Raw genomic sequence first — 22,918 nt, 5'->3', positions numbered from 1 at the left:
TTGATAAAGAAAAATTATTAAGCAAAGAGGATTTTCCTTGTAACTTTTTACACTATGTGGAACGTAAAAATGACTAAAAAAATAACACACGTAATTATTGGCTTAAATGTAGGCGGTGCTGAGTTGATGCTTAAGCGATTAATACTGCACAGTCAAAAAACAGGTCAGTTTCAACATAGTGTTATTTCTTTGACAGACATTGGTATTATTGGTTCAGATTTACAGAGTCAAGGAATAAAGGTGTATAGTCTTGGCATGAAGTCTACAGCATCGGTACCTAAGATTTTCTTGCGACTTAAGAGACTACTTAAAGAACTTAAACCTGATGTAGTACAGACTTGGATGTATCATGCTGACTTTTTAGGAGGTCTAGCTGCAAAGAGTGTAGGTGTTGATAATATTATTTGGGGCATCCGTACTACAGATGTATCTCAAGGTGCTTCCAAGCAAACAGTTTATCTTAGTAAGTTATGTGCAAAACTGTCTCACTACGTCCCTGATTCTATCGTTTGTGCGGCTCATGTATCAAAAGACTATCATATAGGTATTGGTTACGATAAGTCTAAGATGGTTGTTATTCCTAACGGTTTTGATGTGGAGGCATTTTCTTCTACAGAAGAAGATGGACTTAATGTTCGTAAGCAATTTGACTTGTCCTCTGATGATATCGTCATTGGATCAGTAGGTAGGTTTAATCCAGTCAAAAATCAAAAGCTTTTTGTAGAGGTTGCTTCCACATTAATAAAAGACTTTCCAGATTTGAAGTTTATGTTAGTAGGCAGAGACAATGATGCGAAGAATAAAGAGCTAATGTCTTGGATTGAACAGTACAACCTTTTAGATAGTTTCAGACTGCTGGGTCAGAGGGATGATGTACCTAAATGTCTAAAAGCTATGGATATTTTCTGTTTACATTCCAAAACTGAAGGATTTCCGAATGTAGTAGGAGAAGCTATATTATCAGACACTACATGTGTAGCAACTAGTGTAGGAGATGTCAAAGTACTTCTAGATGAGGAGTCTATTGCTACAAGTAATGATGTAGTCGGCATCAGTAACGTTATAGAGAGTTACCTCACGTATCCAAAAGATAAGTTATTGAGAAAAGCTATTAAGAATAAAAACGAAGTTATTACTAAATATTCTATGGATGTGGTTATAGACGAGTATCATACTTTATATTTAAAAAAAATTAATAAATAACAGTTATTATTAGATATGTAGCGTAAGCCACGAACTAATAATAACTATTGAAACTAAGGTTATGTATTATGATAAATTTACGTAAACGCGTATTTTGGCTGAAGGATAGAATGACTGGTGGTAATGTTAAGGCACACTATAACGATATAAAGACTAGTATTGATAGTCCCATTTATACTCAAAGTCTTGATAATCTTCTAAGTCATACAATTAAAAAATGTGCATTTTATAGTCATTTAGACCCTAATACAAAAATTGAAGATTTTCCTGTTATAAACAAAAACATAATTAAAGACAACCTCGATGCTATGTTGGTAAAGGGCAGTCAATTAGAAAAATTACATTCAATGTCTACGAGTGGTTCTACTGGAACTCCATTTAAGTCTTATCAAAATAAAGAGAAGCGTCATAGAGTTCTAGCTGAAATCATATATTTTAATCAATTAGCAGATCAAGAATTAGGTGATAAGTTCGTTTTCTTTAGAGTTTGGAATAAGCATAATAAGAAGAGTTTTCTTGCTAAATTCATGCAGAATATCGTATGTATAGACATTTTGAAACTAAATGACGACACTTTTAAAAAAGCAATTAGAATGTTTAAGAATGACAAAGCTTTAACCTCTTGTCTAGGTTATGCAACTACATATGAACATTTACTACGTTACATGATTAAAAATAATATAGATATTAAGCCAGCAGGTCTCAAGTCTATTATAACAAGCTCGGAAGTAATGCCTTTAGATATTAAGATAAAGTTTAAAGAAAAATTGAAGTGCAATATATATGACAGATATTCAAATCAAGAGAATGGCATACTTGCACAGTCAACTGATTGTAGTGACTTGTTTTTGGTAAACCATCCAAGCTATTTAATTGAAATACTTAAAGAGGATAACGATCAGTTCGCTGCCAATGGTGAGATAGGACGAATAGTTGTAACTGATCTTTTTAATTATACAATGCCCTATATAAGATATGATACGGGCGATTTAGCTATTAAAATTGGTGACCAACAGTTTTGTAAACACATTAGTTCTGTGCAAGGTAGGAAAGCGGATGTCTTTTATAATACTCAAGGTGAGATGCTGACTCCACATTCTATAACAAACTATATGTGGGAATTCGACAAAATTAGTCAATATCAGTTTATTCAAGAAGCAGAGAAGGACTATATTTTAAAAGTCTCAGGCGCCAAAGATATCTATGATGAGACCGATTTTATAAGCGTGCTTAAACCTGTTTTAGGTAGTGATGCTAATATGAAAATTGAATTTGTTGATACAATACCTGTATTAAGCTCAGGGAAATATAAGAAGAATATTTGTCTATACGATCCTGAAAATAGATATGATAAGTAATTCTATCAGATGTGCTTATGTTCAATGATAAGGTTATTCTTAATATATGCAATGGTCATCTACAAAGTAAATAAGTTAACAATAAATACTGTAACAGTTCTCATTAAGAGTAACTAAAGTGAATAATATGAATATAAAAGTTCCTAGTTTTATTAGTCTAAACTCGTTTGTATTGACTTCAATACTTGTAATTTTTGTTATAAGTTTTTCGAACTTTGCTAATTTGAGAGCACCTTTAATAGTTGTACATTTTACTTTGTTTTATTTTCTTGTGATGTATAAGCATCAGATAGTAATAATGAATAAAAGTTTAATTGCTATTTTCTTTCTTGTGCTATTTGTTGTAATACAGAGCATTATCTTTCAAGATAGTCTGTTGATAATTGTTCAGTCAATAGCATTGGTCTTGTTTCTATTTTTTTCCTCTCAAATAGCTTTAGCTGAAGGAAGGTCCTTTTATTATAAGGAGCAATACAAGACACTATCTAAAACTCTACTTATACTCTTACCTTTTTTTCTTATAAGTTTTAATAGTTGGTCAGATCTTAGGCAGCCTGGGCTATTTAGAAATCCCAATATCACCAGTCATCTTTCTGTAATGATATTACCTTTTATATTCTTAGGATTGGATCAGAAAAAGTATAAGGCGTTGGCAGTAATAATCGTAATTTTCATTACTGCTATTACTGCTTCTAGAAGTGCAGTATTGGCATTTTCATTAGGTTTATTGACCTATGTTTTTGTGAGTATATTTCCAAAAAGCAATTTTTTTACTCTACTTGTATTGTTACTATCTGTATTAGGAATATCTATTTATTCCGTTGAAATTGCAGAATGGGCGTCTGGTAGTTTTTCTGGTTTGGCGAGTTCATCTGACTCACGTCTATTGGACACCGGTTACAATGGCCGTGACGTATTGATGCAATTAGCGCTTGAAAGATTTAAAAGCCAGCCTATGTTGGGATTAGGTTTTGATGGTGTTAAGTTTGATTTTGATGGCCATGAGCTTAGTGCCCATAATGGATTAGTAGAGATATTGATGAAGTTCGGAATTATTGGCACTTTTATTTTTACCTTGTTTTGTTTGTCCTTGACATGGATGACATCCAAGCATAATGCTCGATTTAAAGCTGCGACAATTATGTCTCTTGCAACCATATTTTCTTTATCAACAAATAGCTCGACTTTTTTTGTACTTAACTATTTAGCTATTTACCCAATACTCTTAGTTTATCTAGGTTATAGAGTACAAGGTGAAAGTTACAAAATACAAAACGAAAGTAGAAGAGAGCTTTTGGTCGAACATTAATATCCTTTAATAGAGTAACTTATGAAGTTTTTAATTATAGCTGGTTTTGCCAACTCTTTAGTTGGTTTTCGCAAACCCTTTATCATTGCATTGTTAAATAGAGGGTTAGAGGTTCATGTGGCTGCTCCAGAACTGTTAGAAAACCAAACTATAACGTCTGAGCTAAAAGCATTAGGCGCAATCCCTCATAGTGTTTCGATGCAACGTACGGGTCTTAACCCAGCAGCGGACACAAAGACTTTGTTTTCGCTTTATGCTCTAATGAAAAAAATCAAGCCAGATTATATGATGGGATATACCATTAAGCCTGTAATCTATGGAACGCTTGCAGCTTGGTTAGCGCGTGTACCGAAGCGGTTTGCCTTGATTACCGGTTTAGGGTTTGCCTTTACTGGAGAGGGCAATAAGCGTAAAAGGGTACGTGCTATTGCTCAAGGCTTGTATCGTACAGCACTGCGTCATTGTCAAGTTGTGTTTTTTCAAAATCACGATGACGAGGCATTATTTCACGAATTAAACATTGTTTCTTCACAGACACGTACCTGTGTAGTGAGTGGATCAGGTGTCGATGTGGATGAGTTCAATGTTGTACCTATTGTCACCGATGAGCCTTTACGGTTTTTGCTTATTGCTCGTTTATTAATAGACAAAGGCGTTCGCGAATATGCGCAGGCGGCTAAGCAGGTCAAAAAGCTGCATCCGGATGTGCAGTTTGACTTAGTCGGTGGACTGGATGCCAATCCGACCAGTATCACCCAAACCGAACTAGATGAGTGGATTGAGGCAGGTACAGTTAATTTTTTAGGCCGCTTAAATGATGTGCGTCCAGTTATTCAAACATGCTCAGTCTATGTATTGCCATCCTATCGTGAAGGCACTCCGCGTACGGTACTAGAGGCAATGGCAACAGGGCGTGCAATTATCACAACTGATGCACCTGGTTGCCGAGAGACCGTTATAGACGGCGATAACGGCTTTTTGGTACCTGTCAAAGATGTAGATGCGTTAGCGCAGGCAATGTTACGCTTCATTGAACAGCCAGCATTGATTGTACAAGTGGGCCAACGTGCACGCGTAATAGCTGAAGAAAAATATGATGTGCATAAAGTGAATGCTCATATGATATCTGAAATGGAATTGGAGTAACGACACATGATAAAAAGACTGTTTGATATTACTGCTGCAACGACGGCTATGGTGGCTTTAACGCCGGTATATGCTTTTGTCGGTTATAAAGTAAAGAAAAATCTTGGCTCGCCGGTGTTGTTTAGACAGACACGTCCAGGTCGATATGGTGAGCCATTTGAGATGGTTAAATTCCGTACTATGATTGACGCTCATGACGAGCAAGGGAATGCGTTACCTGATAGCGAAAGACTAACTGATTTTGGCAGGTTTTTAAGAAAAACGAGTCTAGATGAATTGCCGGGGTTATGGAATGTAGTCAAGGGTGATATGAGCCTCGTTGGACCTCGACCTTTACTTGTTAAATACCTCCCTTATTATACCGAAGAAGAAAATAAGAGGCATGACATTCGTCCTGGGCTAACTGGTTTGGCTCAAGTTTCAGGACGCAATGCGCTTACTTGGGAAGATAAATTGGCGTTAGACGTTGAGTACGTTGAGAAACAAAACCTCTTGCTCGATATGAAAATAATTTTAAGAACCGTATATAAAGTTTTCCAAGGGAGTGATGTACTTGAAGCCGCTCCTCAAGGCCCATTGGATGTATACAGGGAGAAGTTAAATGAAAGATAAAAGCTATAAATTCGATGCTTTTTTATCTAGTGATGTAACGCAACGTGTTACAGCGGTCAACTCTTATGATGTGCTATCCGGTATCTTTATTGAAGTACCTGCAACGATAGACAAAACAGAGGCTTGGGCCCAGTCTATTGTTAAAAACGAAAGTCGAAGAGACTTTGTATTAAGAGATAATGAGTCTATCGCTGCTTTTTCTGGCTTGGTTAATATTAATCTTAAACATGGTGTTGCAGAACTTTATATTTTTATTGCTGAAAACTATAAAGGCAAGGGAGTAGGTAGTTATCTTTTAGAATGTACCTTAAAGTATGCAAAAGACGAACTTAATTTAAGAAAGATCACTCTCTATGTTTCTGATGGAAATGAAAAAGCTCATAAATTCTATGAGAAGTTTGGTTTCGTTCAAGAAGGTTTACTAAGAAATCATTCTTGGCATCGTGGAAAGTATTTAGATCGCTATATCTATTCGTTGTTTTTAAGTGATTTACAGTCAGATATTGATGTTTATAAGGTAATGTAATGAATATTCTATTCTCATGTGCTGGTCGCAGAAACTATTTACTGCAATACTTCAAAGATGCTTTAGCTGGAAGTGGGAAGGTTTTTGCGACTGACTCATCGCTTTTGGCGCCCACTATGGCTGAGGCAGATCAATCCTTTTTAGTGCCACCCATTAATGCTGAACATTACTTGGAAGTCTTACTAGGAATTTGTAAAGATAATGAAGTAGGATTAATAGTATCACTTAATGATCATGAGCTACCTGTATTGGCCGCCGCTAAAGAGGAGTTTGCTGCTATTGGCACCACGGTGGTTGTCTCCGACCTCTCTGTTATCGAACTCTGCTTTGATAAGGGTTTAACAGAGCGTTTTTGTGAGAAGGTCGGTATTAAGACCTCGTTAACCTTTACGTCTCTCGAATCTGCAACGCAAGCGATTGAAGCTAACACTCTAAAATTCCCGTTGTTCGTTAAGCCTCGTTGGGGTTCTGGGTCTGCTGGAATTGAGAAAGTTGAAAACTTACAAGAACTAAATCTTGCTTGGGAATTTAATAGTATTAAGCTGAATCGTTGGGGTTTGCGTGTTGGTGATAATCAAGAGTCTGGTTTATTGATTCAGCAAGCATTGCCAGGTCATGAATATGGCATAGATATAATTAACGATTTAAAAGGTAATTATCAAGCTACTTTCGTTAAACAGAAGCTAGGTATGCGTGCAGGTGAAACGGACAAAGCTAAAACGGTAGATATGCCTATATTTGAAGAAATTGGGCGAAAAATATCGGAAGCCTTAGGACATGTGGGCAATTTAGATTGCGACTTTTTCGTTGATGGCGATGATATCTATTTACTTGAAATGAATCCAAGATTTGGTGGTGGCTATCCTTTCTCTGGCGAAGCAGGTGTGGATGTGCCTTCAGCGCTAATTGCATGGGCTTTAGGAAAAGAGCCAGACGCTAGCTGGAAAGATATTAAGTTTAATATTACGACAGCTAAATGCGATCGTCTAGTCAAAGTTTCTGAGGTTTGAATGAACACAGATACATTTAATTTCTTCTTTTACAGATAAGTTATATATGGCATTTACGTTAGCTCATATGGCTGCAGCTCTGCCATTTTACTCTGCTAAACGCTGGTTGCATTTTGAGGCGTTACTCATCGGTACGATGATGCCAGATTTTCCTTACTATTTTGGTAGTAATAGCGCAACTGGTGATCTTTCCCATCAGTGGGTAGGTATCTTTACTTATTGCCTACCTTGGGGGCTATCGATATTTGCATTGTGGAAATGGGGTCTAAAACCGGCTGCTTTTGCGCTAGTTGAACCATTTTTAATGAAACGTAGAACAAAGTTTCCTAATATTCAAGATACAGACATCAGTGTTAGCCATAATCAAACTGTAAGGCATTTTACTGGCTACGCTGATAGATATTGGTCGTTTGCAGGTATCAAAAAACGAGTCATACACAAGGTAAAGTCTTTTTGTTTGCCGGTAGTATTTGGATTGATCTTAGGCGCAGCCAGCCATCTAGTTTGGGACGGTATTACTCATGCTGATGGCTCTATTGCTCGTCATATTGACTGGTTACAATACCCTCTATACTTTTATCCTTTTAAAGGAACGAGTATCGCCAGATTATTACAGTATTTAAGTTCAATGGTAGGTTTAGCGGCATTATTCTGGTTTGCCTTGTTACACTTAAAAAACTGGCAAATTAACAACAAAGACGTGGTCAAAGAAAGATTAGGAATAGACAACATAGTCAGGCTGGTCTTTTCCAAAAAGCAGAGTGCAATAATCATTGCGTTAATGGTTACCTTAACTCTGATATGGGGTATGCAGGCAGTTTTAAGTTGGTATCCATCTTTGACTAGCAGTCCCTACAGGTTTGCGGCAGGGGTATCAGTGAGTTTGCTAAAAAGAGTTACTTTATTATGTGTTAGCTATGCTGCTCTATATCATCTGACGTACTTTGTTCAACGTGCTTATCGACAGTATAAAAACAATAAAGTAGGTTGATTGTGTCACATAGTTTTAAAAATTTTTACTGTATTGAAAATGCATAGGGATTTTCAGACAGAGCTTTGATGTAATAGTATTGGTTATTTATTTTTTGTATAGTTGAAATAAAGTAATTTATAAAGTTGATGATTTACTTTGTAAACCGATGATAATTACCAAAATTTAACTCATACATTTATAAAAAACGTAATTAACCTGCTTAATATAATTCGAATACGACTAGAATTTTATATTATATTCGGATAATAGAATATACACGAAATTTTATTAAATTATTTACATATCAAAACTTGGAAACGTCATGATTCTTATACACAATGCACTCATCAATAATATAAAACGCTGTGAAGCGGCTTATAAAGTTTATCAGAAAGGTTTGACTTATCATCAAGCTTTGCATATTTTTCATGCTAACAAAAAGATATATGACGAACTTATCCTTTTACTAAATGATAATAGTTTAGATGCGTCTATGAGTAAAAAAATATTTAACTATATTTTTTATCTCGAAGATTGGTTTGTCCAATTCTCAAGATTAGAAAAAGAAGTTGGAAGTCTTGAAGATCGTTTTTCTTTTGAATCTCTTAAGAATAGTATAGATTATCCAGCAAGTTTTCTTGATGATGTTATAAAATAGAATATAGTTATATCTATCAAACTTCTATGGCTAAGGCGTATCGTTATAACTGAACTTCTAAAAAATAGATTTGGTTAGTATTATTTTATAACTTATATAAAATAACGCACGATGAAATAAAACCGTAAGAATAAATAGTTTAAAATAAAATGAGGTATTACTACTCATTAATTCGATAATAAATAAGGAAGCTATATGCTAAATTCCCCTTTTTCACCGTGGCCAAGTTTTACCCAAGAAGAGGCTAATGCAGTCAGTAAAGTACTATTGTCTAACAAGGTAAACTATTGGACAGGACAAGAATGTCGTCAATTTGAGCAAGAGTTCGCTGAGTGGGCAGATAGTAAGTATGCCATCGCATTAGGCAATGGTACTCTAGCTTTGGATGTGGCTTTGCAGGCGTTAGGTATCGGTGCAGGTGATGAAGTTATCGTTACGCCACGTACCTTTATTGCCAGTATTTCTAGTGTGGTTAATGCAGGCGCTACGCCTGTGTTTGCAGATGTTGATGAGTCTACTGGTAATATTACTCCAGAGACGATTGCTGCCGTTCTAACGGACAAAACAAAAGGCATCGTGTGCGTGCATCTAGCAGGTTGGCCATGCGATATGGATGGCATAATGGCGCTTGCAGATGAGCATGATCTATATGTCATTGAAGACTGTGCACAGGCACATGGCGCAGATTATAAAGGTCGTAGTGTCGGTAGTATCGGGCATGTTGGCGCATGGAGCTTTTGCCAAGATAAGATTATGACGACTGGCGGCGAAGGCGGAATGGTCACTACTAATGATGAAGATCTGTGGCGTAAAATGTGGTCATATAAAGACCATGGCAAAAGCTACGCTGCTGTGTATGAAAAGGAGCACCCACCTGGCTATCGTTGGTTACATGAAAGCTTTGGTACTAACTGGCGCATGACTGAGATGCAGGCAGTGATAGGACGTATTCAGCTTGAGAGAATGTCAGATTGGACGGCCAAGCGTACGGCTAATGCACAAGCAATTTTGCAAGCATGCACTCAGTGGGAAAATAAAGGCTATGTACACGCACCAAAGCTAGAAGAAACACCAGAATTTGCCGATTCTAAGCATGCTTATTATAAGTTATATGTTTATATAAATACCGACAGCCTGCCTGATGGCTGGTCACGTGATCGTATTATTGAAGAAGTCAGTCAGCTAGATGTCCCCTGTTTTTCTGGAACTGCCTCTGAAGTCTATCTAGAAAAAGCGTTCGATGGCACAGGACTGCGTCCTGAAACTAGAATGCCAGTTGCAAAAGAGCTTGGGGAGACAAGTTTGATGTTTTTAGTACACCCGACGCTTACTGAGGCCGAAATTGATAAAACGGTCGAAGCAATCAATACGGTATTCAATAAGATAGATATCTCATCTCAACCATAACAGCTACCACACTAATCAAATTATAAATCAAGACATTCCACCAATAGCTGCTATATCTGGCATTGGTGGTAACTCATCTAAATTGGTCAGCCCAAACGCATCTAAGAATTGCGACGTAGTATGTAGCAAGGCTGGACGACCCAATGTTTCTTTATAACCATCCTCAATGATCCAGCCTTTATCAAACAGCTGCCGTAGTATGTTGCTCGATAGCGTCACACCACGTACATACTCTATGTCGCTGCGAGTCACTGGTTGTTTATAAGCAATGACACTTAGTGTTTCGAGTAATGCCTGACTTAAGCGTTCTTGACGCTGCGGAAAAACACGCTGTATTAATGCACTATAGTTATCTGCTATTTGTAGGCGATAACCGCTAGCAGTCTCGTGTAAGCTTAGGACGCCAGTGTCTAAGCGCAGCTTTAATAGCTCTAAAGTCTGCGTTAATTCTTTACCAGATAAAGATAAATGTTTCTTGATAGCGTTTGCAGTGAGCGGCGCTTCTGACGCATGTAATAGCACTTCTATCTGTCTACTTATCTCATCAAGATGCTGATGTTTAGTATCTGTCATTACACATTCTCTATTAAGGCTGTCAAGCCAGCCATTGTAGCGTTAATGGTTCGATTAGATGGTGCTTTGCAACCTCATTATTAATCGTGGCCTTATCTATCAAATCAGTACTCACCACACCAACCAACTGCCGTTTTATCAGTTCTAGTACTGCGACAAAGCTGACCACGACACCTATCTTACCTTGTGCTTTATCTAGTAGCTCATAAAAAGAGTGTGTGCCATCAGTACTTAGCTGACGGCTGATACTGGCAATACGATCGGACAGGGGAACGGCATCGACCTTGATGGTATGCATTTGATAATCGGGTTGTAATTGCATTTTAAACAAGCTATCAATTAATAAGTTTGGAGAGTAGCTAGGTAATTCGGCAGCCATAACATCTTGATTAGGCATACTCACCATCGCCAAAAACACATCGCGCTCAAGACGAATCAGGCTATCTAAACGCTGACTAACGGTTTTGATTTGTGCATATTCTTCTAAACGTACAATCAGCTCAGCCTTTGGGTCGCGTTCATCATTAAGTGTCTCAGGTATCGGTAGCAATAACTCGGTCTTTATCGCAATCAATGTCGATGCCATGAGTAAATAGTCACCTGCCAGCTCAAAATGTTCAGTATCCAACTCACTAATATAAGCCAAATACTGCTCCGTAATAGGCAATATCGGCATTTTGGTCAAATCTACATTGTTTTTTTTAACCAAATATAATAGAAAATCTAACGGCCCTGCAAACTGCTCTAGCCAAATGGCAAACGCTTGCGGGGGTACGTACAGATCTTCAGGTAGCTGCTGTATTGGGGTTTGATAAATGCGCAAAGACATGTCATTGATAACTGAGCCATCGTGATTGTTGTTATCAGATAGTGAAATAGAAGCTTGAGAGGCTTGACTTGGGCTTGCAGACAAAGCAGGTTTTGACAAAGCTACACGTTTGTTTTTTGGCTCAGTCTGCACGTTTAATATCCGTCTTCATTATGACAAGTTATGATAATCAAAAGGTGGTTTAAGCCATATGGTTATTTAAACCAAATAATTACTTAAGCTTAGCAAGTGGGCGAATACCGATAGCACGGCGGGCTTTATCTAACTGTTTACGGCTATGACGACGGGCTTTGTCTGCGCCCATTTGTAAGATTGCTTCCAGCTCTTTTGGATTAGCCATCAACTCTTCATAACGTGCGCGAAACGGCGCAATTTCATCATTGATTTTGTCAAACAGTACTTGTTTGGCATCACCCCAGCCGATACCGGACGCATAGCGTGCGCGCATATCAGTAATTTCTTCAGGCGTTGCAAAAGCTTTATAAATTTCAAAAAGAGCTGAGTCGTCGGGATCTTTTGGCTCATCAGGCAATTGTGAATTGGTCACAATTTTCATGATGGCTTTATGCATCTGCTTTTCAGGACTAACTTGCGGATTAGGATCGCCAAATAGTGGTATGGTATTACTATAGCTCTTACTCATTTTACGACCATCAAGCCCTGTCAGTAGCGGAATATCTTCATCAACGACTGCTGAGGGCAAGGTAAAGAGAGACTTATAACGATGATTGAAAGTGCCAGCGATATCACGTGCCATCTCAATATGCTGCACTTGGTCACGGCCGACGGGCACATGAGTGGCGTTAAACATCAAAATGTCAGCTGCCATGAGTACTGGATAGCCAAACAGACCCATAGTAATGCCTTGATCTGGATCAACATCCGCTTTTTCTACATTAATATCGACGGCTGCTTTATACGCATGAGCGCGGTTCATAAGACCTTTGGCACACGAGCAGTTTAAAATCCAAGCAAGCTCGGGAATCTCAGGCACGTCCGACTGACGATAGAAGGTCACACGCTCAGGGTCAAGACCACAAGCAATCCAAGTCGCTGCTATGATTTTAGTCGATTCATGAATAACCGCTGGGTCATAACAACCGATAATCCCATGATAATCTGCCAAAAAGAAAAACGCTTCATCATCACTGTTTTGGATAGACTCAATCGCTGGACGAATAGCGCCAACGTAATTACCTAAGTGCGGAATACCGGTAGGCTTAATGCCTGTGAGGATACGTTTGGTTTCTTTTTTAGGTGCATCAGTTTGATTACTCATGGAAAATCCGTAGTTGGGTTGTTAGTTTATTGCAAATTTAATATCGTACACTTAAGTCAACGACTCAATTTAGTGGCGCAAATTATAACAAATTTATCTACTGCTTTGTTTGTGTATAAACGCCTACTTATAGATTTCAGTGCGACCATCTGGGCTGTTTTTAAAGCGCCGATGAAACCACATCCATTGGGTTGGATCAATACGAATGAGTCCTTCTAAGACTTCATTAATACGAGTGGCATCAGCGACTTCATCATTACTAGGGTAGTCATCCAGTTCTGGTGTAATGGTTAGATGGTAATGGGGGCGCTTGCCGCTTGGTAGGTTATCCGGTGTTTGCCGATAGGTGTGCAGAGCCATTAGCGCTGGAGGATATTGCTTGTCGCCTAATTTTGCCATGCGCCGTGAAGCTGTGATAGTGGCTGCTGGCACGCCAAAAAACGGTGCCATTACGCCTTGCTTGAGACCATAATCTTGATCAGGCGAGTACCAAATCACATGCCCAGCTTTAATTGAGCTGACCAAACTGCGCATATCACGGCTGGATATTTGCTTTCCAAAGATACGCGTGCGACCGTTATAAATAAACCAATCAAGAAGTACATTATTTTGTGGTCGATACATTGCATCTAACGCAAAAAACTGAGCGCAAAATAACCCGCCCAAATCGAGCATGGTGTAATGAGCGCCTAACAAAATAACAGGACGATTGTCTTTTTGGGCATTGATAAGATGTTGTAGCCCTGAAATAGAAACCGTACGGGTAAAAACATTAGGGCGAAACCAAGCACAAAGCGTCTCAAATACTCCAATACCTTGATTGACAAAAACTTGCTTTGCCATCAGTTCTCGCTCAGCTTCTGGCTTTTCAGGAAAAGCCAGCTTAAGGTTAATCAGCGTATCCTGTCTGCGTGAGCCTGCAACTTTATAAATCAAGATGCCAAGCTTACGACCCAACCAAAACTGCCAACGTAACGGCAGATAAATCATGGGCAAAAATATCACAAATAACAGCCAAATACTCCAGTATTTAGGCAGTAAAAATTGCCACTGAAAAGGCTTTTTATCAGCTTGTGCTGTGCGTTTATGAGTCTGCGTAATAGTTGGTGTACCAGTAGGAATAGCCGGCGATTTAGCAGACTGCTGTACGCTCTGCGATAGTGTACTGTTCTTTGAGGGTGTTTTACTTGGATCGTATTGTTCGGGCGCTTTCATAATGTCCTTTTACAGCACTGTTTGTGGCATCTATAGCATTGGGCTATATCGTCGAGGCTAATGATGAAAAGTTACTATCATGATGGGGTAGCGGTAGCTGGTTTGCAAGTTGGTTTTGACTATAAAAGCGAAGTGTTTAACAGTTTATAAAGCCAGGCTATTGAGTACATTAGCGTTTAATATGACTACTATTAAGCTTTAAGCATAAAAAAACCTTATAAGCTGTGACCAGCTTATAAGGTTTTGCAAATCTAGCGTTTTACTTGATGCTATTAGTATAACTCTGAGAAAAAGACAACTATAACAGTAAAACGATAAACAGCTTTTATTAACGCTTCGAGAATTGTGGACGTTTACGTGCTTTACGTAGGCCCAATTTCTTACGTTCAACTTGACGTGAGTCACGAGTAACAAAACCAGCGGCTTTTAGCGTAGATTTGTTGGTGTCGTCAAGTTCGATTAATGCACGAGTAATACCGTGACGAATAGCACCTGCTTGACCACTGATACCACCACCTTTTACAGTGATATAAAGATCGTAGTCATTAGGAGTATCTAATAGCTCTAATGGCTGACGAACGACCATACGTGAAGTTTCACGGCTAAAGTACTCATCAAGTGGCTTACCGTTAACGACGATACTACCAGTACCTTTTGCTAAAAAGACACGAGCAGTAGACGTCTTGCGGCGACCAGTTCCGTAATTGCGTTCCATAAGTGTTTCCTTAGATGTCTAGTTCTTTAGGTTGCTGTGCAGTATGTGGATGTTCTTCCCCTGCATATAGCTTTAGCTTCTTAATCATTGCATAGCCAAGAGGACCTTTTGGAAGCATACCCTTAACTGCTTTATGTAGAACATCTTCAGGCTTATGTGCAATCAGCTTTGTGAAGTTGGTTTCTTTAATACCGCCTGGGTAGCCACTGTGACGATAGTACTTTTTATCTTGCGCTTTTTTACCCGTTACCGCGATTTTTTCTGCGTTGATGACAACGATAAAGTCACCAGTATCTACGTGCGGAGTATAAGAAGTTTTATGCTTGCCACGTAAGCGAGTAGCGATTTGGGTGGCTAAGCGACCAAGGGTTTTGCCGTCAGCATCTACGACATACCAGTCATGGGTCACTTCAGCTGGTTTTGCACTAAGTGTTTTCATGATAAAACCTTAAAATTAGAATTCATTGAGAGTTTAGCTGGGAACGGGGCTCTCAAAAAACAGACTGCATATTATAAGCAGTAGCGCCTACGCTTGCAAGCTGCATTGGGGTTTATTTTCGCCTTATATACATTAAACTGCAGCGTTAGACCAGTTTTTCAGCGGTTTTTAGCATTCATTAATGCAAGTTGCATGATTATGACGATTCTAGTCTATAAAGTCCAGCGACAACTTGTCCCACTTTGGTCTGTTTGATTGTCTCAAACCCGCTTAACCCTTGCATTGTAAAGACTGCGCTTAGGGACTGAGCCAATTCATTTAATTGCTCATTTAAATCTTTATCCGCTTCTAGATAAATAAGCGTCTCTGTCGTAAATAACGACTGTTCGATTAAAGTGGTCAAAATTGGTTGCCATAACTCTTTGGAATAGGGCGGATCAATAAAAACAATGTCGAACGGTTGTTTGAAATTCTTGTTTTGCGATAAGACGTGCTCAGCATGGCCATGAAGGATTAGATAACCGTCAGTGTCGATGTTTAACTGCTGAGAGCTTTCTAGTAGCATTTGGTACTGAGATTGATTGGTTTCGATAAAGGTGCAGTGAGCTGCACCGCGAGATAAGGCCTCAAATCCTAATACACCGCTGCCTGCACAGCTATCAAGGACACGTGCGCCATGCATATCGGCGAGTAACCAGTTAAACAGTGTTTCTCGCAAGCGATCTGGAGTCGGCCGTAAGCCATCAGCATCGATAAAATTTATGCTACGACGTTTAAACTGTCCACCGATAATGCGTACCTTGCCCGCAGTGGCTTGTTTTTTATGATTTGTGTCACGCTTTAGGCTGCGCGATGTCGATGTTTTTGTATTTTTTTTCATAATGACTATTCTTTATTCGGACGCTGTAATGGTTGCTGCCTGTGCTTCTGCCTGTTCCTTTAATGCTTGTTCTTGATCGCGAATAGCATCATGTTTGGCTTTATCCAATGCTCTTTGGTATTTAATAGCTTTTAGCTCATCAGGTGTTGGTGGCGTAATAGGGTCGCTTTTACGCTGCAGGACCCAATAATCAAATAACGCACGTCCAATAGGTGCTGCTACTGCGCTACCGCCGCCGCCGTTTTCAACCAGTACCGCAAGGGCAATTTGCGGGTCTTCTACGGGTGCAAAACCATTAAACCATGCATGGTCCCAATGACGCTTATCTATTGCCGATTTATTATAACTTTTGCCTTGAGCGATAGACTTGACCTGAGCCGTACCTGTCTTACCAGCGATACGGTAGCGTGAGGTATAGATACCACGAGCAGTACCAGCTTTGACAGTGTCTTCCATCGCATCATGCATACGTGTCCAATCAGAAGGTTTGCCATCATAGTCAATTTTACCGTCAGATTTGGTGATGACATTCACTTCTGCAGCGCCATCACTACGTTTTAGCAGATGCGGGGTAATATGATTACCTTTATTTGCCATCATGGCAGTCGCATTGGCAATCTGTAGTGGCGTTGCTAAAAAATATCCTTGACCGATACTGACTGAGATGGTCTCGCCTGGTAACCAGCCTTTGTCATAAGTGTCTTTTTTCCATTTTGGAGAAGGCATGATACCTGACTTTTCATTCGGCAAATCAATACCGGTATCTTCACCAAAACCAAAGCGCACCATCCAGTCATGTAAGCGCTGAATCCCCATCTCGTATGCCAGTTTATAATAATACGTATCCACTGACATCATAATAGACTTTTTGAGATTCACTGAGCCGTGACCACCGCGTTTCCAGTCACGAAAACGATGCGAGTCACCAGGTAAGCTAAAGTAACCTGGGTCATAAATAGTCGTCTCCCAATCTCGCAAACCGTAATGTAGTCCACCCAACCCTTCAAATGGTTTGATAGTAGAGGCTGGTGGATACATCCCTTGAAGCGCACGGTTATACAGGGGCTGATCGATATCTTCTCTTAATGCATCGTAGTCTTTAAAAGAGATGCCTGAGATAAAAGGATTGGGATCGTAACTTGGATTACTCACAAACGCTAACACATCGCCATTTTTTGGGTCTATCGCCACAATGGCACCGCGGCGACCGTCGAGCTGCTGCTGAGCAATCGTTTGTAAGCCGTAATCTAAACTTAAAGTAATATCGTTGCCAGCAACGGGCGGTTCGGTGTCTAACTGCCGTAGAATATTGCCATGAACATCTGTCTCCACCGACTGATAACCTGGTTCTCCAAGCAAAATATCTTCGTAAAAATCTTCAATACCAATTTTACCGATGAGGTCAGTACCAGCATAACGATCTTTATCAATACGCTTGGTCTCTTTGTCATTGATACGGCCAACATAACCGATAACATGGGCAAACAGCTCATCGTAGGGGTAGGAGCGGGTTAATTTACTCTGGATAGTAACGCCCCTAAAAAAAGGCTTTCGCTCGCTAAATTGTGCGACCTGCTTTTCTGTCAAATCAATTTTAATGGTCACCGGATCGTTCTTACTCTTACTTAATCTCGCCAAGATGTCAGTAATATCAGTGTCTGTTAAATCAAAAATAGGCGCAAGCAAGCTTAGAGTGCGCTCTGGATCTTGTACCTCGTCGGGGCTGAGCATAGCGGTAAATACAGGCTGATTATCAGCAAGCAATATGCCATTACGATCGTAGATATAACCACGGCTAGGCGGTGCAGATATGAGCTTGATACGGTTATTGTCAGCCTGAGTTTTATATTTATCATGAGCGTATACTTGCAAGTACCCGTAACGCAGTAATAAAACACTCATACCCAAAAATATGAATAGACCAAGAATAAGAATACGGCGCATAAAAACGCGGTTGATCTGCTCAGTGTCTGGGATAAGCGATTTATTCATGTAAAGTTAGTACCAATGAGCGCAGTAGATAAAGCAAAAATTACTTTGATAAAGGAATGCTGTGACAAGGTATTTAAGCAAATGCAGACGATAAAAATAATCATTTCAAACACATAGATTAAATGACCCTATAATATTGAAGTATGAACTTAAAAGCGTATTGCTATTATTGCTGTGCGACAAATTATAACAGAATGTAATAAGCTGCGCTGATCCTGTCCGCTTATTTGTCGATGAATTCACACATGTCATTGATAGTACTATTTATAAGCTATTTTATCGCTCCAGTTTGTAGTAACAAATATAAGTCAGACATATGATGTTGTCATGTATAGTCACAACTTGGTTTAGCTGTATATGTGCTAATGAGTAGCAAGTATGCTAAAATCGGGCGATTTATTTTGTAGTGTTTACTTGGCATTAAAGTGCTGTTTTTATTAAGCGTTTTTTAACAATACTAACAAACGACTATAGATTAATGAGTATCGTTACGTCAGAGGCAGGAAGAGTCATGGTCGCAACCTCAATATGGCAAATGCTTGCTGAGCATCCAGAGTTTCTTGCCATGCTGACCATCCCACCAGTGACTGCATTTGTCACTTGGTTGCATGTATGGATGGCATTGAAGATGCTGTTTTACCCCATTAAATTTTGGGGGCTACGTATACCTAATTTTCCATTTTTTGGTTTGCCTGGACTTGGCTGGCAAGGTATCGTCCCGCGTAAAGCGGGGAAAATCTCTGGAGTGATTGTCGATCAGACACTCTCAAAGCTTGGCTCACTTGAAGAGTTTTTTCAGGCGATGGAGCCTGAGCAGATGGCAGCTTTTATCACCGATACGGTTGATAAAAACCTTGAACCACTGATTGATGAGATTATGCTTGAGCATTCAGGTGCATTGTGGGGCAGTCTGCCATACGCACTAAAACGTCGTATCTATACGCAAGCCCATCAAGAGCTGCCAGACATCATGCAATCTTTGGTGACTGATATGACCTACCATGTCGAGGACTTGGTCGATATGCGTCAAATGATCGTCAATAAGATGGAAAGTGATCGTCGTTTAATGGTGAATATGTTTTTAAGGGTTGGTCAACACGAGATCAACTTTATTTGGCATATCAGTGCTTTAATTGGATTGATTTTTGGTATTATCCAAATGTTTATCTTTTTGGTGGTGCCGCAACATTGGACAGTGCCATTTTTCGCTGCCATTTGGGGCTTGTTGACCAATTGGATCGCAATCTGGATGGTGTTTAATCCAGTAGAGCCACGCTTTATCTCTTATATAAAAGTTTTTGAGCGTTGTGACGGTTTTCCTTTTATAAAATTGAGGCTACCGCACATCGCGCAGTTTCGTTTTCAAGGCGGCTTTATGAAGCGCCAAGAAGAAGTATCTGAAGTTTTTGCTGAAATCGTAGTCAACGATTTAGTGACTTTAGAGAATATTATGAATGAGATGATGTATGGTGATCGATCGGCGCAAACGCGTGAGCTGATGAAGTCGCACCTTTACCAGATATTAGAGTCGCCAGTGGTTAGAACAACTTTGCGTATGGGACTGGGTCGCCGTGAGTACGGGCAATTGAAAAATACCATTATCAATAAATCAATCACCGCTACGATGGTACCGCTACGAGATCCTGAACTTAACGAGAGTCGCGCGAGCAAAATATTCGGTCTATTTCGTGATCGTATTCGCGCTTTATCGCCTTATGAGTTTCAAAACTTACTGCGTCCAGCATTTCGTGAAGATGAGATGACGTTGATCGTACTTGGTGGTTTGACTGGATTTTTGGCAGGTTGGTTGCATCTTGTTTTAGTGTTCTTTCCGGCGGTGCAGTAAACCAATGATTTTGTTATAAAAATATTTTATAATTATCCATGGTCAATGAATGTATATGGAAAATTAGTACTAAGTTAGATAGTTCATTCAAAATTTGTCTTGACAAGGAAGCTTCATGTTAATCATACAGTTGTATGGTTGGCAAAGCTTGTGTTGTTTCGATTTTGTCATGAGTAGACTATAGGTGCTTTTCAATAAATAAGAGCCCAATCCGCCACAGTAAACTATGACCGTATTAGGGTAAACAGGGTTAGATTGTATGTTAATCACAGAATTGGGTTATTTTGCCTTACTGGCTGCCTTTGTGTTGGCAATTTTGCAAGTTGTATTGCCAACCATTGGTGTTATGCGTCATCAGATTGCTTGGCAGCGTCTTGCGCCAAGTTTGGCGTGGGCACAGTTTGCAGCGATGATCGTGTCGTTCGCAGCACTGATGGCAGGCTTTTATTATAATGATTTTAGTCTAGTCTATGTCGCACAGCACTCTAACACTTTGTTGCCTTGGTATTATAAGTTATCGGCAACTTGGGGTGGCCATGAAGGGTCTTTGCTACTATGGATGACTATCATGGCGACATGGTGCGCGCTAGTGTCTTACTTTAGTCGCGGCTTACCATTATCGATGCGAGCACGAGTATTGGTCATTTTGGCAGCAGTACAAATGATGATGCTAGCGATGCTGATTTTCACTTCATCGCCATTTAACCGCACTTTGCCAAACATACCTGTTGATGGTGCGGATCTAAACCCAGTATTACAAGATTTTGGTCTGATTATTCACCCACCCATGCTATATATGGGTTATGTGGGTATGGTTGTACCCTTTGCTTTTTGTATGGCGGCGCTGTGGGAAGGGCGCTTGGATGCAGTATGGACACGCTGGTCACGCCCTTGGGCGCTAGCTGCGTGGGGGTTTTTGACCATCGGTATCGCCTTAGGGTCTTGGTGGGCTTATTACGAGCTTGGCTGGGGTGGTTGGTGGTTTTGGGATCCAGTAGAAAACGCGTCGCTCATGCCATGGCTTGCTGGTACAGCGTTATTACATTCGTTAGCAGTGACTGAGAAGCGCGGTGTATTTAAAGCATGGACAATTATGCTAGCGATTTTTGCGTTTGCATTGAGTCTACTAGGGACATTTTTGGTACGCTCTGGTGTCATTACCTCAGTTCATTCGTTTGCAGCCGATCCCACGCGTGGTTTAGTTATTCTAGTCATCCTTGGCATCATCGTGGGCGGTGGACTGTTGATGTTTGCAGTACGTGGCTGGCGCTTGACGGTTGAGAGTCAGTATCAGCTGGTCTCACGTGAGTCGTTTTTGGTTATTAATAACGCCATTATCTTGATTGCCACTTTAGTGGTCCTGCTAGGTACGCTTTATCCAATTATTGCGGATGCTTTTAATCTAGGTCAAGTATCCGTCGGCCCTCCTTACTTTAACGCTTTGTTTGTACCTTTGACTTGGTTGTTACTGCTTGCTATGGGCATGGGCTCTAATATTCGCTGGAAAAAAGACAAGCGTCCACTGCTTGGCGTTGGTATGGTCATCGCAGCCAGTAGTCTGATATTGGCGGCGATCATCGCTTACTTTGTTCATCCATCATCTATGCTAAATATCGGTGTGACCTTGGCAGTAAGCTTTTGGGTACTGTTATGGATGGTTATCGATTTCAAAGATAAAACCAAGAATGCACCGAATATGATCAGCGGACTGGGCCAACTGCGTCTTAGTTATTGGGGACAACAAACTGCTCATATTGGGGTTTTAATCGCAGCGATTGGCGTGGCTTTTACTAGTAGCTTAAGTATTGAGCGTGATGTAGCACTTGGACCGAATGATACTGTTCATGTTCAAGGTTATGATTTTACTGTCAAAGACTTTCGTGAAGTAAAAGGCAGTAATTTTGATGGTATTCAAGCTGAAGTTTCAGTCACAAAGGATGGGCGCGACGTTACAGTTTTATACCCTGAAAAACGTACCTATATTATTAGTATGATGCCGATGACAGAAGCTGCGATTGACGCCAGCCTCATGCGCGACTTGTATGTTGCGCTTGGTGAGCCAATCGCTGAAGGCAGCAATCAATGGGCAGTGCGTATCTATGTAAAACCTCTGATTCGCTGGATATGGCTGGGGTCGATTATCATGGCTTTAGGAGCACTAATGAGTATGTTTGATAGTCGCTATCGTATCAAAAAAGTCAAAGCGTCACATAAGGTCGCTGCTGATACTACTGCTAGTACAACCATACCGACAACAGCGTTTGGGGAGAAATAAGATGAGTCAATCGGACAATACCCCCAACAGCCAGCAGAGCAATGCACAGCATCGTAAAATGACGAACAAAAAACAACTAAAAGTATGGTTTCTAGTGCCACTTATTGTGTTCTTAGGGCTAATAGTGATGCTTTATATGCGCTTGGGTAAGCCTACTGATATCGTGGCTAATATGGCGCTTGAGCGTCCAGTTCCTGCATTTGAGCTGCCGTTGTTGTCAGACACCAGCCGTATTATGACCAATGACAATTTACCCGACAAACCGTTTTTGATGAATATCTGGGGTTCTTGGTGTCCAACTTGTATTATTGAGCATCCGTTCTTGATGGAGCTAGAAGAACGCGGGGTCAATTTGATTGGCGTCAATTATAAAGACGATATTGGTGACGCATTAAGCTATTTGAACCGAGGTGGCGATCCGTTTTCGATGTCCATTCAAGATTTGTCAGGTCAGTTTGCGCTAGACCTTGGTTTAACTGGGGCTCCTGAAACTTTTATCGTTGATGGTGACGGTATTATCCGCCAGCATATCATTGGAGAAGTCAATGAAGCCAACTGGCAAGAGCGTATTATGCCTTGCTTAATGGTACTTAATGAAGCCAATAAAAATGGCAACAGTCCTGATCCAAGTCAAGTTGGGGAGGCATGCAAATGAGAGGCGCTCAAATAACAA

Annotated in this window: 21 protein-coding genes; 13 read left to right on the top strand and 8 right to left on the bottom strand. The window is 40.0% G+C overall.

Annotation, left to right across the window (positions count from 1 at the left end; translation table 11 throughout):
- Positions 1-69 precede the first annotated feature (69 nt).
- From ACS8FB_RS04320 to ACS8FB_RS04275, 10 genes are all read left to right on the top strand, one after another.
- Positions 70-1,203, top strand: coding sequence for a glycosyltransferase family 4 protein (locus ACS8FB_RS04320; protein WP_439261183.1), 1,134 nt, complete (start codon positions 70-72; stop codon positions 1,201-1,203).
- A gap of 68 nt (positions 1,204-1,271) precedes the next feature.
- Entirely contained in the window at positions 1,272-2,561 is a 1,290-nt protein-coding gene (locus tag ACS8FB_RS04315) for a phenylacetate--CoA ligase family protein (RefSeq protein ID WP_439261181.1), read from the top strand.
- Positions 2,562-2,688: 127 nt separating this feature from the next.
- Positions 2,689-3,870, top strand: coding sequence for an O-antigen ligase family protein (locus ACS8FB_RS04310; RefSeq protein WP_439261180.1), 1,182 nt, complete (start codon positions 2,689-2,691; stop codon positions 3,868-3,870).
- Positions 3,871-3,891: 21 nt separating this feature from the next.
- Positions 3,892-5,016: a glycosyltransferase family 4 protein gene (locus ACS8FB_RS04305; protein ID WP_439261179.1), complete on the top strand. Its 1,125-nt coding sequence runs from the start codon at positions 3,892-3,894 to the stop codon at positions 5,014-5,016.
- Between the two features lie 6 nt (positions 5,017-5,022).
- Positions 5,023-5,628: a sugar transferase gene (locus ACS8FB_RS04300; RefSeq protein WP_439261178.1), complete on the top strand. Its 606-nt coding sequence runs from the start codon at positions 5,023-5,025 to the stop codon at positions 5,626-5,628.
- Entirely contained in the window at positions 5,618-6,154 is a 537-nt protein-coding gene (locus ACS8FB_RS04295; RefSeq protein WP_439261177.1) for a GNAT family N-acetyltransferase, read from the top strand. The genes ACS8FB_RS04300 and ACS8FB_RS04295 overlap by 11 nt, the downstream gene beginning before the upstream one ends.
- Positions 6,154-7,164, top strand: a complete 1,011-nt coding sequence (locus ACS8FB_RS04290) for an ATP-grasp domain-containing protein (protein ID WP_439261176.1) — start codon at positions 6,154-6,156, stop codon at positions 7,162-7,164. The genes ACS8FB_RS04295 and ACS8FB_RS04290 overlap by 1 nt, the downstream gene beginning before the upstream one ends.
- Before the next feature lie 46 nt (positions 7,165-7,210).
- Positions 7,211-8,155: a DUF4184 family protein gene (locus ACS8FB_RS04285; RefSeq protein WP_439261175.1), complete on the top strand. Its 945-nt coding sequence runs from the start codon at positions 7,211-7,213 to the stop codon at positions 8,153-8,155.
- Positions 8,156-8,459: 304 nt separating this feature from the next.
- Positions 8,460-8,795 carry a hypothetical protein gene (locus ACS8FB_RS04280; protein WP_299219178.1) on the top strand — a complete coding sequence of 112 codons (336 nt, stop codon included), beginning with the start codon at positions 8,460-8,462 and terminating at the stop codon, positions 8,793-8,795.
- A gap of 195 nt (positions 8,796-8,990) precedes the next feature.
- On the top strand, positions 8,991-10,202 hold the full coding sequence (locus ACS8FB_RS04275) for a DegT/DnrJ/EryC1/StrS family aminotransferase (protein WP_439261174.1): 1,212 nt from the start codon (positions 8,991-8,993) through the stop codon (positions 10,200-10,202).
- Positions 10,203-10,229: 27 nt separating this feature from the next.
- Here ACS8FB_RS04275 and scpB read toward each other — a convergent pair whose 3' ends face one another.
- The 8 genes from scpB to mrdA all read right to left on the bottom strand — a co-directional run bounded on the left by scpB (position 10,230) and on the right by mrdA (position 18,124).
- Positions 10,230-10,775 carry an SMC-Scp complex subunit ScpB gene (scpB, locus tag ACS8FB_RS04270; RefSeq protein WP_439261173.1) on the bottom strand — a complete coding sequence of 182 codons (546 nt, stop codon included), beginning with the start codon at positions 10,773-10,775 and terminating at the stop codon, positions 10,230-10,232.
- Positions 10,776-10,797: 22 nt separating this feature from the next.
- On the bottom strand, positions 10,798-11,604 hold the full coding sequence (locus tag ACS8FB_RS04265) for a segregation and condensation protein A (protein WP_439261300.1): 807 nt from the start codon (positions 11,602-11,604) through the stop codon (positions 10,798-10,800).
- A 211-nt stretch (positions 11,605-11,815) separates the two neighbouring features.
- On the bottom strand, positions 11,816-12,883 hold the full coding sequence (trpS, locus tag ACS8FB_RS04260; protein WP_439261172.1) for a tryptophan--tRNA ligase: 1,068 nt from the start codon (positions 12,881-12,883) through the stop codon (positions 11,816-11,818).
- A 123-nt stretch (positions 12,884-13,006) separates the two neighbouring features.
- A complete protein-coding gene (locus tag ACS8FB_RS04255) occupies positions 13,007-14,098 on the bottom strand; it encodes an LpxL/LpxP family acyltransferase (protein WP_439261171.1) in 1,092 nt (363 codons plus the stop codon).
- Between the two features lie 328 nt (positions 14,099-14,426).
- The gene (gene rpsI / locus ACS8FB_RS04250) at positions 14,427-14,813 is read right to left on the bottom strand and encodes a 30S ribosomal protein S9 (RefSeq protein ID WP_299188314.1); all 387 of its coding nucleotides are present in this window, start codon (positions 14,811-14,813) and stop codon (positions 14,427-14,429) included.
- Between the two features lie 10 nt (positions 14,814-14,823).
- A complete protein-coding gene (gene rplM, locus ACS8FB_RS04245; protein WP_299219188.1) occupies positions 14,824-15,252 on the bottom strand; it encodes a 50S ribosomal protein L13 in 429 nt (142 codons plus the stop codon).
- 196 nt (positions 15,253-15,448) lie between these two features.
- On the bottom strand, positions 15,449-16,132 hold the full coding sequence (gene rsmD / locus ACS8FB_RS04240) for a 16S rRNA (guanine(966)-N(2))-methyltransferase RsmD (protein WP_439261170.1): 684 nt from the start codon (positions 16,130-16,132) through the stop codon (positions 15,449-15,451).
- A gap of 12 nt (positions 16,133-16,144) precedes the next feature.
- Positions 16,145-18,124, bottom strand: a complete 1,980-nt coding sequence (mrdA, locus tag ACS8FB_RS04235; RefSeq protein ID WP_439261169.1) for a penicillin-binding protein 2 — start codon at positions 18,122-18,124, stop codon at positions 16,145-16,147.
- A gap of 511 nt (positions 18,125-18,635) precedes the next feature.
- Here mrdA and ACS8FB_RS04230 point away from each other — a divergent pair.
- From ACS8FB_RS04230 to ACS8FB_RS04220, 3 genes are all read left to right on the top strand, one after another.
- The gene (locus ACS8FB_RS04230) at positions 18,636-19,970 is read left to right on the top strand and encodes a DUF445 domain-containing protein (RefSeq protein ID WP_439261299.1); all 1,335 of its coding nucleotides are present in this window, start codon (positions 18,636-18,638) and stop codon (positions 19,968-19,970) included.
- A gap of 259 nt (positions 19,971-20,229) precedes the next feature.
- Entirely contained in the window at positions 20,230-22,245 is a 2,016-nt protein-coding gene (locus ACS8FB_RS04225) for a heme lyase CcmF/NrfE family subunit (RefSeq protein ID WP_439261168.1), read from the top strand.
- A 1-nt stretch (position 22,246) separates the two neighbouring features.
- A complete protein-coding gene (locus ACS8FB_RS04220; RefSeq protein WP_439261167.1) occupies positions 22,247-22,900 on the top strand; it encodes a DsbE family thiol:disulfide interchange protein in 654 nt (217 codons plus the stop codon).
- The last annotated feature ends 18 nt before the right edge of the window (positions 22,901-22,918 follow it).

Source organism: Psychrobacter sp. 1U1 (genome assembly GCF_051847535.1).
Taxonomy (GTDB): domain Bacteria; phylum Pseudomonadota; class Gammaproteobacteria; order Pseudomonadales; family Moraxellaceae; genus Psychrobacter; species Psychrobacter saeujeotis.
The sequence above is the reverse complement of the archived record's forward strand: the minus strand, read 5'-3'. Positions and strand labels throughout refer to the sequence as shown.